Here is a 13,758-nt window from a genome sequence, read left to right as displayed (position 1 = left end):
CTCCGCCGGTGAGTACCGACGCGCCCGTGGGGACCCCGCCCGTCGCCCGGGGGCAGGTGCTGGCCTGGGGCCTGTGGGACTGGGGCTCGGCGGCGTACAACGCGGTGATCCTGACCTTCGTCTTCTCGGTCTACCTCACCGACTCGGTCGGGGCCGACCTGCCGGGCCCGGTGAGCGCCAACAGCTGGCTGGGCTACTCGATCGGCGCGTCCGGGCTGCTCATCGCGCTGATGGCGCCGGTGATCGCGCGCCGGGCCGACGCGGCGGGGCGGCGCAAGCGCGCCGTCGCGGTGTGGACGGCCCTGACGATCGCGACGATGGCCGGGCTGTTCCTCGTCGAGGACGACTACACCTTCCTCGCGCTGGGCCTGGTCCTGCTGGGCCTCGGGTCGATCTTCTTCGAGCTCGCGTCGGTGTCCTACAACGCGGTCCTCACGCAGGTGTCGACGCCCGCGACGGTGGGCCGGGTGTCCGGCTTCGGCTGGGCGATGGGCTACCTCGGCGGGATCGTGCTGCTGCTCGTCGTCTACGTCGGGTTCATCGCCGGCGGCGGCGGGGTGCTCGGGATCCCGACGGAGAACGGGTTCCACATCCGGCTCGTGGCGCTGGTGGCCGCGGCCTGGTTCCTGGTGTTCGCGATCCCGATGCTGCTGGTCGTGCCCGAGGTGCCGGCGACGCGCGGCGCCGAGGCGCGGCTGGGGATCCTCGCGTCCTACCGGGCGCTGTTCGCCGACCTGCGCGCGCTGTACCGGGAGAGCCCGCACACGCTGTACTTCCTGGGCGCCAGCGCGCTGTACCGCGACGGTCTGGCCGCGGTGTTCACCTTCGGCGCGGTGCTCGCGGTGACCGTCTACGGCATCGCCGACGACGACGTGCTGGTCTTCGGGGTCGCGGCGAACGTCGTGGCCGCCGCGGGCGCGCTGGCCGCGGGCTGGGTGGACGACCGGGTCGGCCCGAAGGCCGTGATCGTCGGGTCGCTGGCCGGGATGCTCGGGGTCGGCGTCGTGCTGCTCGTCGTGTCGGGGCCCGCGATGTTCTGGGTGTTCGGGCTCGCGCTGTGCCTGTTCGTGGGGCCCGCGCAGTCGTCGTCGCGGACGTTCCTGGCGCGGCTGGCCCCGCCGGGCCGCGAGGGCGAGCTGTTCGGCCTCTACGCCACGACCGGGCGCGCCGCGTCGTTCCTGGCCCCCACGCTCGTCGGCCTGTTCACCTACCTGTTCGCCTCCGACCGCGCCGGGATCCTGGGGATCCTGCTGGTGCTCGCCATCGGCCTGGTGGCGCTGCTGCCGGTGCGGCGACCGGCGTGAGCGCTCCCGTGAGCGCCGAGGAGGAGCGGGAGCGCCGCGGCTGGGTCTTCTACGACTGGGCCAACCAGGTGTTCCAGACCTCGGTCATCACGGTGTTCCTCTCGCTGTACCTGACGGGCGTCGCCGAGGCCGACGCCCGCGCCCGCGGGCGGTCGTGCACCGGCGACAGCGCGCTCGTCGACTGCGACGTGTCCCTGCTCGGGTTCGACGTCGCCGCGGGCTCGGTGTTCGGCTACCTCATCTCGCTGGCGACGGTGCTGCAGGTGCTCGTCCTGCCGATCACCGGCGCCATCGCCGACCGCACCCAGGACAAGCGGCGGATGCTCGGCGCCTCCGCGTTCCTGGGGTCGGTGGCCACGGCGGCGCTCGCGCTGGTGGCCGGCACCGACTGGCAGCTCGGGTTCGTGCTGTTCCTCGTGGCGAACACGGCCTACGGGGTGTCGATCGTCGTCTACTACTCCTACCTGCCCGAGCTCGCCGGGCCCGACGGCCGCGACGCGCTCTCCGCCCGCGGCTGGGCGTTCGGCTACCTCGGCGGCGGGCTCGCGCTCGTCCTGCACCTGGCGATCTACCTGGGCCGCGACCTCGTCGGGCTGTCGGAGTCCGACGCCGTGCGGATCTGCTTCCTCACCGCCGGGCTGTGGTGGGCGGCGTTCACGCTGGTCCCGCTGCGGCGGCTGCGCCGCCACCAGCCCCCGCAGGGCACCGAGCGCGGCGCCGCCGTGCTGACGGCCGGGTTCCGCCAGCTCGCCGCGACGCTGCGGCACGCCCGCTCGGTCCCGCTGACGCTCGCGTTCCTGGGCAGCTACCTGGTGTTCGCCGACGGCATCTCGACGGTCGCGCAGATCGCCGGGCTCTACGGGGAGCGCGAGCTGCTGCTCCCCCGCGAGGTGCTGATCGTGACCATCCTGATCGTGCAGTTCGTGGCGTTCGCCGGCGCCGTCGTGCACGGGCGCCTCGCGGCCCGGTTCGGGGCCAAGCGGACGATCCTGGGCAGCCTCGTGGCCTGGACCGCCGTCGTGACCGGGGCCTACTTCGTCGCGGCCGGGCAGCAGCTGCAGTTCTACGCCGTCGCGCTGGGCATCGGCCTGGTGCTCGGGGGGACGCTGGCGCTGACCCGCTCGCTGTTCAGCCAGATGGTGCCGCCCGGGCGCGAGGCGGAGTACTTCGCGCTCTACGAGGTCGGCGAGAAGGGCACGTCGTGGCTGGGGCCGCTGGTGTTCGCGGCGGTCGCCGACGCCACCGGGTCGTTCCGCCCGGCGATCGTCTCGCTGATCGCGTTCTTCGTGGTGGGAGGCGCCGCGCTGGCCGCCGTGCCGGTGGGGCGCGCGATCCGGGCGGCGGGTAACGAGGAGCCTGCGGTCCTGTAAACACCCGTCGTCGAGCCCGTGACATAAGTCACAGTTGGCTGACACGTCACAGTCACGTGTGAGAACCGGCCGGATGGGCCACACTGTCGGATCGGGACGGCATACGGCCGGTGTCGGTCATGTGACATCGACACCACGCCGTGGGACGTCCCGAGCGGGAACAGCGCCTGCGAGGCAGACGTTACACCCGGTGGTGAACGCCGAGGGAGGCTCCCTCGGTTCAGAAGTGGAGGAAGACGCATGGCCGACCGCGTGCTCCGTGGCAGCCGGCTCGGGGCTGTCAGCTACGAGACCGATCGCAACCACGACCTCGCGCCGCGGCAGTCGATGCGCTACGCGTGCCCGCGTGGGCACGACTTCGAGGTGCCCTTCTCGCACGACGCCGAGGCGCCGCACACGTGGGAGTGCCGCCTGCACGGCAGCATCTCCAAGCTGGTGGACGGCTCGGAGCCGGAGCAGAAGAAGACCAAGCCGCCGCGTACGCACTGGGACATGCTGCTCGAGCGCCGCTCCGTGGCCGACCTCGAGGTGCTGCTCAACGAGCGCCTCGAGCTGCTGGCCGAGCGCCGCCGCGAGATCGCCTGACCCGACGGGTCTCCACAGGAGCCGGGCCGCCCAGGGGTGGCCCGGCTCCGGTGCGTCCGGGGCCTCTTGTGCCTCCGCGCCCCGCCCCGCCACGATGCGGGGATCATGACCACCGCCGACACCTCCCCCGGCCATCTCGCGTTCTGGGCCCGGCCCGACGACGAGCGCGCCGCCGTCTTCGCCGCCCTGCGCCGCCACGACGGCCTGCCCTGGATCCCCTTCCGCGACCCCACCCCCTTCTCCGGCGGGGTCGACGGCTTCCACGCCGTCGTCCGGCACGCCGACGTGGTCACCGCGAGCCGGAACGCGGGCCTGTTCGCCAACGCCCCCAACGCCGCCTCCCTCTTCGACATCCCGCCGTGGCTGACCCGCTACCTGGACTCGATGATCCAGAAGGACGGCCCGGAGCACGCGCGGCTGCGCAAGGTCGTCGTGCGGGCGTTCTCGCCGCGGATGCTCGCCCGGCTGGAGGACGACATCCGCGCCCGCGCGTCCCGGATCGTCGACGACGTGCTGGCGCAGCGCTCCGGGGAGTTCGTCAGCGGCGTCGCGCAGCGCCTGCCCGTGGCCGTCATCTGCGCGATGCTCGGGCTCGACGACTCCCACCACGACCTCGTCGCCCGGCACGGCAACACCCTCGTCGGCTCCGCCGACCCCGAGTACACCGGCGTCCGCCGCTCCTACCTGATGCACCACGGGGCACCCGGCGTGCGGCACGTCGTGTCCGTCAGCGCGCGCCTGGCCTTCGCCGGGGAGGCGCTGCACCGGCTGGTGCGCCGCACCGGCCGCGACCGGCTCCGCGAGCCGCGCGACGACCTCGTCTCCACGCTCGTGCACGCCGACGTCGACGGCGAGCGGCTCACCCCGCGCGAGGTCGCCACCCTGTTCATCCTGCTGGTGCTGGCCGGCAGCGAGACCACCCGCGCGACGATCACGCACGCGCTGCGCCTGCTCACCGCGCACCCCGAGCAGCGCGAGCACCTGCTGGCCGACGTCGAGGGGCGGATCGGGGCGACCGTCGAGGAGGTGGTGCGGCACGCCAGCCCGGTGCTGCAGTTCCGCCGCACCGCCACCGCCGACGGCGAGCTGGGCGGCACCGAGGTCCGCGCCGGCGACAAGCTGCTGCTGTTCTACACCTCGGCCAACCGCGACGAGGCCGTCTTCGACGACCCCGACCGCTTCGACATCAGCCGCTCCCCCGGCCCGCACCTCGGCTTCGGCGCCCCCGGCCCGCACTACTGCCTGGGCGCGAACCTGGCCCGCACGGAGTCGACCATCCTGCTGACCGAGCTCCTCACCCGCGCCCCGACGATCCGCGCGGTGGGAGAACCCGACCGCCTGCTCTCGAACTTCGTGAACGGCATCAAGAGGCAGAACTACACCCTCTGACGTCCCCCGGGGGGCGGCGGTCCCGGGGCGCCTCACGGTCGTTGGGCGCGGGCCGGCCGGGTGATCGTCAGGAGTGCATCGTCAGGGACGTCGGCGTGACCGTGCCGGTGCGGTCCCGGTGATCATGGACCGATGATCGCCGAGAGTGCGTCGTCAGGGTCCTCGGCAGGGCCGTGACGTCACCTTCTCGACGATCACCAGCTCGTCGGCAGGTGCCGCACCGCTGTGCCGCGAGCCGCCGTCACGGACGGGGTCCGACGTCGAGCACCTCGCCGTCCGGTCCACTGCACGGTCCGTGCCCCGGGGCACGGACGGCCGGGTTGGTTCCGGTGATCGTCAGGAGTGCATCGTCAGGGTCGTCGGCGTGACCGTGCCGGTGCGGTCCCGGTGATCATGGACCGATGATCGCCGAGAGTGCGTCGTCAGGGTCCTCGGCAGGGCCGTGACGTGACCTTCTCGACGATCACCGGCTCGTCCGCAGGTGCCGCCCCGCCGAGCCACCACCCGGCCGTGACGGCTCGGGCGACTCAGGCGTCGAGGACCTGGCCGTTCCGTTCCACCACCGGGGGTTGCGTCGACCAGGGGAAGTTGATCCAGCGGTCGGTCCGGCGCCACACGTACTCGCACTGCACGGTGGAGTGCGGCTTCTCGTAGACCACCGCGCACCGGACGTCGGCGACGTGGCCGGTGCAGAAGTCGCGCACCAGCTTGAGGGTGGCGCCGGTGTCGGCCACGTCGTCGGCGACGAGCACGTGCGCCCCGGAGAGGTCGACGACGTTCGGCACCGGCGGCAGCATGATCGGCACGGGCAGCCGCTCGTCGACGCCGGTGTAGAACTCGACGTTCGCCACGTGCAGGTTCTTCACGTCCAGCGCGTAGCCCAGCGCCCCGGCGACGAACAGCCCGCCGCGGGCGATGGACAGGATGATGTCGGGGCGGTAGCCGTCGGCGGCCACCTGCTCGGCCAGCTCGCGCGAGGCGGAGCCGAACAGCTCCCAGGTGAGCGTCTCGCGGTCGCTCACGCGGGCACCGTGGCGGGGCTGCGGCGCAGCAGGCGCTGCGCGCCCCAGCGCGTGACCAGCCACAGGGCCTCGGTGACGATCGAGCGGCTCATCTTCGACGCCCCCCGCTCGCGCTCGACGAACGTGATCGGCACCTCGCGCACGCGGAACCCGGCCAGCACGGCCCGGTAGGCGACGTCGACCTGGAAGCAGTAGCCCTGCGAGGCGACCTCGCCGAGGTCGAGCTCCTCGAGCACCTGGCGGCGGAACGCCCGGTACCCGCCGGTGATGTCCCGGATCGGCACGCCCAGCGCGAGCCGCGAGTAGAGGTTGCCCCCGCGGGAGAGCCACTCGCGGTGCGCGGGCCAGTTGCGGACCGCGCCGCCGGGCACGTACCGCGAGCCCAGCACGAGGTCGGCGTCGCGGAGGGCGTCGAGCAGGGCGGGGAGGTCCTCCGGGGCGTGCGAGCCGTCGGCGTCCATCTCCACGACGACCTGGTGCGGCCCGCCGAGCGCGTGGGCGAACCCGGCGAGGTAGGCGGCGCCGAGGCCGTCCTTCGCGGTGCGGTGCAGCACGGAGATGCGGGGGTCGGCCGCAGCGAGGGCGTCGGCGAGCTCGCCGGTGCCGTCGGGGCTGTTGTCGTCGACGACGAGCACGTCGGCGTCGGGGACGGCGGCGTGCAGGCGCGCGATGATCGGCCCGATGTTCTCGCGCTCGTCGTAGGTCGGGATCACCACCAGTATGGGTCCCGGGACCTCAGACATCCGACTTCCTTCCCGCCCGGCGGTGAGCCGCGAGCGCCAGTGCGACGGCTCCCAGGCCCAGGGCGACCACGACCCACTCCGGGCCCGACCTCAACTGGCTGGCCAGCGTAGTGGTGGTGCGCAGCGTGGTCCGATCGACCAGGGTGTCGGGGGTGAACTGCTGGGTCCGGGCGGTGACGGTGCCGTCCGTGGTGACGGTGGCGCTGACCCCCGAGGTGGTGACGACGACGACCGAGCGGTCGAACTCCACCGCCCGGATCCGTGACATCGCCAGCTGCTGGTAGGTCATGTCGGTGAACCCGAAGGTGGCGTTGTTGCTCGGCACGGCGAGCATCTCCGCGCCGGCGGCGACGCTGTCGGCGAGCAGGTCGTCGAACGCGATCTCCCAGCAGATGGCGATGCCCACCCGCACCCCGTTGACGTCGAGGGCGCCCTCCCCCGGCCCGGGTAGGAAGTTGCTCGCGCGGTCGACGTAGGGCGAGAGCAGCCGGAAGAAGCTGCGCCACGGCATGTACTCGCCGAAGGGCTGGATGCGGCGCTTGTCGCTGCGCGCGACCACCCCGGCGCCGGGCTCCCACACCACGGCGGCGTTGCTGGCCGTCGGACCGTCGCCGTTGGCCATCTCGGGCGGGTTGCGCAGGATCGTGCCCAGCAGGATCGGCACGCCGACCGCGCGCGCCGCGCGGTCGATCCGGGCGGCGGCGTCGGGGTTCTGCAGGGGGTCGATGTCGGAGGAGTTCTCCGGCCAGACGACGAGGTCGGGCTGCGGCTGCCGCCCGGCGGCGACCTCGGCGGCCAGCTCCTCGGTGACCCGGACGTGGTTGTCGAGCACGGCGCGGCGCTGGGAGTTGAAGTCGAGGCCCAGGCGCGGCACGTTGCCCTGCACGGCGGCGACGGTCACGACCCGGTCGGGCCCGCCGCCGAACGCCGGCACCAGCGACGCGAGCGGGCCGGTGAGCAGCGCGGCGACGGCGAGCACGGCGGGGCCGCGGACCGATGTGAACCCCTCGCGGGCCACGAGGCGGCGCACCACCTCCCCGAGCGCCAGCCCGGCCAGCACCGTGACGAACGACAGCAGCGGCACCCCGCCGATCGCGGCGACCGGCAGGAACGGGCCGTCGGGCTGGCCGAACCCGACCCGCCCCCACGGCATCCCGCCCCACGGGACGCGCGAGCGCACCGACTCGCCGATCCCCCACACCGCGGCGGCCCACAGCGGCCAGGCGGGCAGCCGGGACACCACGGCCATCCCGGCGCAGGCGACGGCCACGAACAGCGACTCGAACACCGACAGCGCGATCCAGGGCAGCCACTGCACGAGCGAGCTGACCCACACCAGCAGCGGCGTGAGGAACGCCATCGAGAACACGAACCCGTAGAGCGCGCCGCCGCGGGCCGAGCGGCCCCGCAGCACGGCCCCCAGCAGCGCGAACGCGGGCAGGGCGAGCCACCACAGCGTGCCGGGCGGGAAGCTCAGGTACAGCAGGTACCCGCCCCCGGCGGCGGCGAGCAGCCGGACGGGGACGAGGGCGCGCGGACGCGCGGGCGCCCCGGCGGGCGGGGCGGGGTCGGTGGTGGGTGCGGCCACGCTGGGAGCCTACGTCCGCGCGGTGTGGTGGCCGTGATCGCTGCGGGTCACCGGCGCTCCAGCACCAGGACCTCGGCGCTCGACGCGACCGGGCGCAGCGTCTCCGCCGGCCGGCCGGCGAGCAGGATCCCCAGGAACGGCGACTCCTGCTCCACGAGCGCGCCCCCGCCGTCCTGCGGGTGGCGGTAGAGCAGCAGGTAGCGGGCGCCGGAGCGGTCCATCAGGGCGGCGACGGTCTCCTCGTCCCAGCGGGTGTCGGAGAACGTCGACTCGACGAGCCCGACCACCGGCTCCTGCAGCGCGTAGCCGGTGGCCTGGCCGTCGGCGGCGACGACCGGCTCGCCCGGGGCCAGGTGGGCGTCGAGCCACTCCGCGGTGGTCCCGCCGCCGGCCAGCGGTGCGGCGAGGCGCTCGGCGACGCCGACGTGCGGCGGCGCGTCGGCCTTCGCGAACGCGCCGAGCACGCCGACGGCCAGCGCCGCCACCGCGACGACCGCGGCCCCGGCCCGCACCGCCGCGCGCGAGGCGACCGGCCGGGCGTCGCGCACCCGGGAGGCCGCCAGGGCCAGGAGCAGCAGCGCAGCGGGCAGGACGGGCAGGAACATCCGCGGCCCGTAGGAGATCACCGACACCAGCCCGGCCTCGAACATCAGCGCCGCGTAGACGACGACGGCGGCGGCGAGCAGCACGAGCGCCCCGTCGCGCAGGTCGGGGCGGCGGCGCACCAGCAGCACGAGCGCGGCCAGGACGGCCACGGCGAGCAGCGCCTGCGGCACGCGTGCGAGCGGACCCGACGCGTCGCCGACGACGAGGTGCACGCCCGTCCACGCCGTCTTCGCGAGCAGCTCGAGGACGGGGTGGTCGACGTCGACGTCGTTGCCGCCGCGCCAGGTGCCGGCGACGAGCTGGTTGCGGACGAGCAGGGGCGCGAACAGGGGCAGCGCGGTGCCGACGGTGAGGGCGAGCGCCAGCGCCGAGCGCCGGTCGCGGCGCGCGAGCAGCAGCAGCAGCGTGAGGCCCACCGCCGCCCCGACGACGACGAACAGCCCGGCGTAGCGGACGTGGACCGACAGCCCCAGCGCGACGCCCGCCAGCACCGACGCGGTCCGCGCGCCGGTGCGCTCGGCGACGACCATCCCGAGCACCGCGGACGTCACCAGCAGCGTGAACAGCGACTCGCTGAGCACCGAGCCCGCGTGGACCAGAGTGAACGGGTTGAGCATGAACCCGGCGACGGCGACGCGCGCGGCCCACCGCGGCACGCCCAGGCGCCGGCAGGCCAGCCCCAGGACGAGCACGGTGAGCGCCGCGGCGAGCACGGAGACCGCGACGGCCGCCGCCACCGGCGGCAGGCCGAGCAGCCGCGCCGCGGCGATCGCGACCGGGTAGCCCGGCGGGTGCGTGGTGATCGGCGAGGGGACGACGCCGTGCGCGGTCTCGACGTCGAAGAACGGGATGTCGGTGGTGACCCCGGCCCCGGTGAGCAGGTTGTCGGCGACGCCGAGGTACTGGTAGCTGTCGTTGCCGATCCCGAGGTGCGGCAGGGCGAGCGTGACGGCCGTGGAGAGCGCGGCGGACCCGAGCGTCCAGAGCCCGACCTCCCGCCGGCCGATCTCGCGACGCGTCGGCGGTCGGTCACCCGCCGTGGTCGCCGGCGGCGTCTGCTCGGTCCGGATCGTCACGGACACGGGTCGCCTCCTAGGGTGATCCGGGAGGTGCGGAAGCAGCCCCCGGCCCTGCGGCGTGCGGCGACCCTGCTGCCCGCTCGCCCCCTAGGTCGCCGACCCGGCCCCGCCCGTTACCGGCTGCCGCGCGTCACCCGGTGTGACGCCCGCGACAGCAGGTGCGCGTTGCCCAGGAGGTCGAGCACGCCGGGCGGGCCGCTGCGGGTGTACCACTCGTAGCCGTAGGCGGCGGCGAACGTGGCGCGCGGCACGTCGTCGGGGCCGAGCTGGCTCGCGTGGGCGGTGATCGCGGCGTGCTTGACGTCGAGGTGGGCCTCGGTGCCGGTCACCGCGAGGGCGATCTCGACGGTCGCGCGGCCGAACGGGGTGCGCCCGCCGGTCTCGTGCACCGCGCGGGCGGCGCCGTGCACGAGGTGGCCGTCGCGGGCGGCGGTGTGCAGGTGCTCGCGGTCGACGGTGGTGCGGTAGGCGGTGGCGCCGGTCAGCTCCGCGGCCAGCGCGCCGACGCGGAAGGCCGCGTTGTGGTCGGGGTGGCCGTAGATGCCGTGCTCGTCGTCGTGGACGATCGTCGCCGCGCCCTCGTCGTCGGCGAGCTCGGCGACGTGCCGGGCGAGCGCGAGCGGGTCGGCCGCGGCCAGCGCCCGGGGGTGCGCGATGCCGGGGCCGCCGGGCAGGCCCGAGTCGCGGCCGCCGAGCAGCACCAGCCGGGAGACCCCGAGCAGCGCGGAGGCCTGCTCCAGCTCGGCGATCCGCCGCTCGGGCACGGTCTCGCCGGGGCGCAGCGGCACGCGGGAGCCGCCCAGCTCCCCCGCCGTGGCCAGCACCAGGACCGTGCGGGCGCCGGCGTCGGCGAGGCGGCGCAGCGTGAGGCCGGAGAAGATCGACTCGTCGTCGGGGTGGGCGTGCAGGACGAGGACGGTCTGGCCGCGGAGGTCGGGCTCGTTCATGGGGTGATCGCAGACGTGCGGGCCGCAACGGATGCGGGCAGGCGGACGGGACCGGGGGCGTCAGCTACAGCGACAGCACCCCGGACAGCACCCGCGCAGCGCGGGCCCGGTCCGGTCGATCACGCGGGGAATGGTGCCACAGCCGGGGCGCGGCCGGGAACCAGGGTGTCGTGCAGCACGCGGCCGCGCTGCACGGTGCGCAGGCATTCGCCCGCCAAGCCGTCGGCGTCGGTGTCCCAGACGGCGTAGGAGGCGGGTGCTCCCAAGACGATCCGCCCGGCCAGCGGGTGGGTGTCGCCGGCGGCGCGGTGCCCGCCGACGGTGTGCGCGGCCAGCGCCTGGGCCTGCGTCAGCCCGGAGCCGGGCGTGCGGTGGGCGACGGCGGCGCGCACCGCCTCCCACGGCCCGACCGGGGTGACCGGGCTGTCGGAGCCCAGCGCCAGGACCACGCCCGCGGCGTGCAGGGCGGCGAACGGGTTCATCGCGGCGGCGCGGGCGCCCAGGCGCTCGGCGTACATGCCGTCCGGGCCGCCCCAGTACGCGTCGAACAGGGGCTGGACGCTGGCGACGACCCCGTGCGCCGCGAGCACCGCGATCTGCCCGGCGTCGACCATCTCCAGGTGCTCGACGCGGTGGCGCACCGGTCCCGGCCCGGCACCGCTCGTCCGGGCGCGCTGCAGGCCCTCGACGAGGATCGCCGCGGCCGCGTCGCCGATGACGTGGAAGCCCGCCTGCACACCCGCCGCGGTGCAGGCCGCGACGTGCGCGGCGACCTGCCCGGCGTCGAGGTAGCGGTTGCCGGTGCAGCCGGGGGCGTCGGCGTAGGGGGCGGCCAGGGCGGCGGTGCGCGAGCCGATCGAGCCGTCGACGAACAGGTCGCCGGCCAGGCCGTGGGCGCCGGTGGCCGCGAGCAGGTCACGGGCCTCCTCGGCGGTGGTGACGGCCTCGCCCCAGTAGCCGACGACGTCCGGGCCCTCCCCCGCCGCGGCGCGGGCGCGCAGCGCGGCGAGGTCGGCGCGGGAGGAGATGTCGGGGCCCGCGCACTCGTGCACGACGCCGACCCCGCGGGCGGCGGCGCCGGTGAGGAAGGCGCGCTGGGCGGCGTCGCGGACGGGGCCGTCGACGGCGGCGAGCGCGGCGCGGCGGGCGTGGTGGTGGGCGTCGGCGGTCAGCGGGCCGTCAGGGGCGCCGGAGGGCGCGAGGTCGCTGCTGACCAGCGCGGAGTGCACGTCGATCCGGCTGAGGTAGACCGGTGCGCCCTGCGCGGCGCGGTCGAGCTCGGCGCGGGTGGGCGGCGGGGCGTCCCAGGTCTGCTCCTGCCAGCCGTGGCCCCAGACCAGCGCGCCGGGGCGGGCGGTGGTGCGGGCGCGGACGGCGTCGAGCAGGGCGCGCGGGGACGGGCAGCCGGCGAGGTCGAGGCCGTCGACGAGCAGGCCGGTGGAGGTGGCGTGCACGTGGGCGTCGACGAAGGCGGGGGTGAGCAGGGCGCCGTCGAGGTGCAGGACGTGGTCGCCGGTCACGTCGGTGGCCTCGTGGGCCGGGTGCACGTGCGTGATCGTCCCGTCGACGACCTCCACGGCCGCGGGGCCGGGCGGGGCGCCCGGGTCGAGGACCCGGGCGCCGAGCAGCAGCGTGCGCGTCACACGCCGCGCTTGGGCATGATCACCCAGAGGACCAGGTACGCGATGAACTGCGGTCCGGGGAGGATGCAGGACAGCAGGAAGGCGAGCCGGACCAGGAACGGGCTCAGCCCGAACCGCTCCGCCAGGCCGGCGCACACGCCGGCGATGACCTTCCCGTTCCGCGGGCGGGTCAGGGTCGATGCCACGAAGGGCTCCTCTCGTGCGACGCGTCTCGTCGCTGTGGTCCACGTTCCGCCGGTTGCGGCCCGTCGACATCAGGTGAACGCCCGGAGAGCACCCCGGGGTTCCCGGATGTCAACCCCGGTGCCCGGATCCGGTGGACAACCGTCGCTGATCGTGAGGGGCGCTGCTCCGCACGGGGGTTGTCCACAGGCATCGGCGAACGCCCTGGTCAGGGCCGGGAGCGCACCCTAGCGTCCGGTCCGTGATCCGTTCCCGCCGCCTGCTGCTCCCCCCGCTGCTCGCCGTGCTCGCCCTCACGCTGCTCGGGGCGCCCCCGGCGGTCGCGGCGGAGCGTCCCACCGCGGTCGTCGCCCTGGGCGACAGCGCCGCGTCCGGGGAGGGCGCGGGCGACTACGTGGCCGGCACCCGCGGCGAGGGCGGCGACTGGTGCCACCGCTCCGCGCACGCCTACGTGCACCGCACCGGGCTGGCCGACGAGTCGGTCAACCTGGCGTGCTCGGGGGCGGAGGCCGCCGACGTCGCGTTCGGCGACGGCACCCACTACACCGAGGGCTCGCAGGCGGCACGGCTGGTCGAGGTGGCGCGCACCCACCGGGTCACGTCGGTGCTGCTGCAGGTCGGCGCGAACGACGAGCCCGAGCTCACCGGCACCGGCATCGCCTGCATCCGCGCGTTCCTCGACCCCACGGTCCCGCCGTGCCGCGAGTCCCTCGGCGCGGGTGTCGCGGGGCGGATGGCGGCGGTGGCGCCGCGGGTCGAGGCGGTGGTGGCCGACGTGCGGGCCGCGATGCGGCAGGCCGGCTACGCCGACGACGGCTACGCGCTCGTCCTCGCCTCCTACGCCTCCCCGGTCACGGAGGACATGGTGCCGCTGCAGGGCGCCCGGGGCTGCCCGTACAGCCGCGCCGACGCGGGCTGGGGCCGCACGGTCGTCTTCCCGGCCCTGTCCGACGCGCTGCGCGGCGTCGCCGAGCGCACCGGGGCGCGGTTCGTCGACATGGTCCGGGCCACCGATGGCTTCGAGGCGTGCAGCCGCGTCCCGATCAGCGAGGAGTGGCAGCGGCGCATCACCGTCGACCCGGAGGCGTTCGTCTACGGCGGCCTCGACGCGGCGGGCTACCACCTGGCGCAGGAGTCCTTCCACCCCACCGCGGCCGCGCACGCCGAGATGGGCCGCTGCATCGGCGAGTTCGTCCGCTCCGGCGCCCCCTCCGCGGCCTGCGTGGCCGGGGCCGACGGGCGGGTGCGGGCGGAGACCGGTGCGGCCACCGCCCCCTCCCCGGCCTGAGCCGGGCCGCG

General features: G+C 75.3%; 12 protein-coding genes. 5 read left to right on the top strand and 7 right to left on the bottom strand.

The window, feature by feature from the left end; all coding sequences use genetic code 11:
* Nucleotides 1-8: 8 nt before the first annotated feature.
* The 4 genes from HOP40_RS25120 (at nucleotide 9) to HOP40_RS25105 (ending at nucleotide 4,648) form a co-directional block, all read left to right on the top strand.
* Nucleotides 9-1,304 carry an MFS transporter gene (locus tag HOP40_RS25120; RefSeq protein WP_172162656.1) on the top strand — a complete coding sequence of 432 codons (1,296 nt, stop codon included), beginning with the start codon at nucleotides 9-11 and terminating at the stop codon, nucleotides 1,302-1,304.
* Nucleotides 1,301-2,674, top strand: coding sequence for an MFS transporter (locus HOP40_RS25115; protein ID WP_172162654.1), 1,374 nt, complete (start codon nucleotides 1,301-1,303; stop codon nucleotides 2,672-2,674). The genes HOP40_RS25120 and HOP40_RS25115 overlap by 4 nt, the downstream gene beginning before the upstream one ends.
* 240 nt (nucleotides 2,675-2,914) lie before the next feature.
* A complete protein-coding gene (locus HOP40_RS25110) occupies nucleotides 2,915-3,259 on the top strand; it encodes an RNA polymerase-binding protein RbpA (RefSeq protein ID WP_141276432.1) in 345 nt (114 codons plus the stop codon).
* A 105-nt stretch (nucleotides 3,260-3,364) separates the two neighbouring features.
* Nucleotides 3,365-4,648: a cytochrome P450 gene (locus HOP40_RS25105; RefSeq protein ID WP_172162652.1), complete on the top strand. Its 1,284-nt coding sequence runs from the start codon at nucleotides 3,365-3,367 to the stop codon at nucleotides 4,646-4,648.
* A 527-nt stretch (nucleotides 4,649-5,175) separates the two neighbouring features.
* On the opposite strand, the gene HOP40_RS25100 is transcribed toward HOP40_RS25105, so the two are convergent.
* From HOP40_RS25100 to HOP40_RS25070, 7 genes are all read right to left on the bottom strand, one after another.
* The gene (locus HOP40_RS25100) at nucleotides 5,176-5,670 is read right to left on the bottom strand and encodes a phosphoribosyltransferase (RefSeq protein ID WP_172162650.1); all 495 of its coding nucleotides are present in this window, start codon (nucleotides 5,668-5,670) and stop codon (nucleotides 5,176-5,178) included.
* A complete protein-coding gene (locus HOP40_RS25095) occupies nucleotides 5,667-6,413 on the bottom strand; it encodes a polyprenol monophosphomannose synthase (RefSeq protein ID WP_172162648.1) in 747 nt (248 codons plus the stop codon). The genes HOP40_RS25100 and HOP40_RS25095 overlap by 4 nt, the downstream gene beginning before the upstream one ends.
* Nucleotides 6,406-8,001, bottom strand: a complete 1,596-nt coding sequence (gene lnt / locus HOP40_RS25090; protein ID WP_172162646.1) for an apolipoprotein N-acyltransferase — start codon at nucleotides 7,999-8,001, stop codon at nucleotides 6,406-6,408. The genes HOP40_RS25095 and lnt overlap by 8 nt, the downstream gene beginning before the upstream one ends.
* A 47-nt stretch (nucleotides 8,002-8,048) precedes the next feature.
* The gene (locus HOP40_RS25085; protein WP_172162644.1) at nucleotides 8,049-9,689 is read right to left on the bottom strand and encodes an ArnT family glycosyltransferase; all 1,641 of its coding nucleotides are present in this window, start codon (nucleotides 9,687-9,689) and stop codon (nucleotides 8,049-8,051) included.
* Nucleotides 9,690-9,799: 110 nt separating this feature from the next.
* On the bottom strand, nucleotides 9,800-10,633 hold the full coding sequence (locus tag HOP40_RS25080; protein ID WP_172162635.1) for a PIG-L deacetylase family protein: 834 nt from the start codon (nucleotides 10,631-10,633) through the stop codon (nucleotides 9,800-9,802).
* A gap of 119 nt (nucleotides 10,634-10,752) precedes the next feature.
* On the bottom strand, nucleotides 10,753-12,276 hold the full coding sequence (locus HOP40_RS25075; RefSeq protein ID WP_172162632.1) for an amidohydrolase: 1,524 nt from the start codon (nucleotides 12,274-12,276) through the stop codon (nucleotides 10,753-10,755).
* Nucleotides 12,273-12,461 carry a PspC domain-containing protein gene (locus tag HOP40_RS25070; RefSeq protein WP_240157262.1) on the bottom strand — a complete coding sequence of 63 codons (189 nt, stop codon included), beginning with the start codon at nucleotides 12,459-12,461 and terminating at the stop codon, nucleotides 12,273-12,275. Before HOP40_RS25070 ends, HOP40_RS25075 begins: the two co-directional genes overlap by 4 nt.
* Before the next feature lie 239 nt (nucleotides 12,462-12,700).
* On the opposite strand from HOP40_RS25070, the gene HOP40_RS25065 reads away from it, so the two are divergent.
* Complete coding sequence (locus HOP40_RS25065; RefSeq protein ID WP_240157261.1) at nucleotides 12,701-13,747, top strand: GDSL-type esterase/lipase family protein; 1,047 nt, start codon at nucleotides 12,701-12,703, stop codon at nucleotides 13,745-13,747.
* Nucleotides 13,748-13,758: the final 11 nt, after the last annotated feature.

This window comes from Pseudonocardia broussonetiae, assembly GCF_013155125.1.
Lineage (GTDB): Bacteria > Actinomycetota > Actinomycetes > Mycobacteriales > Pseudonocardiaceae > Pseudonocardia > Pseudonocardia broussonetiae.
The sequence above is the reverse complement of the archived record's forward strand: the minus strand, read 5'-3'. Positions and strand labels throughout refer to the sequence as shown.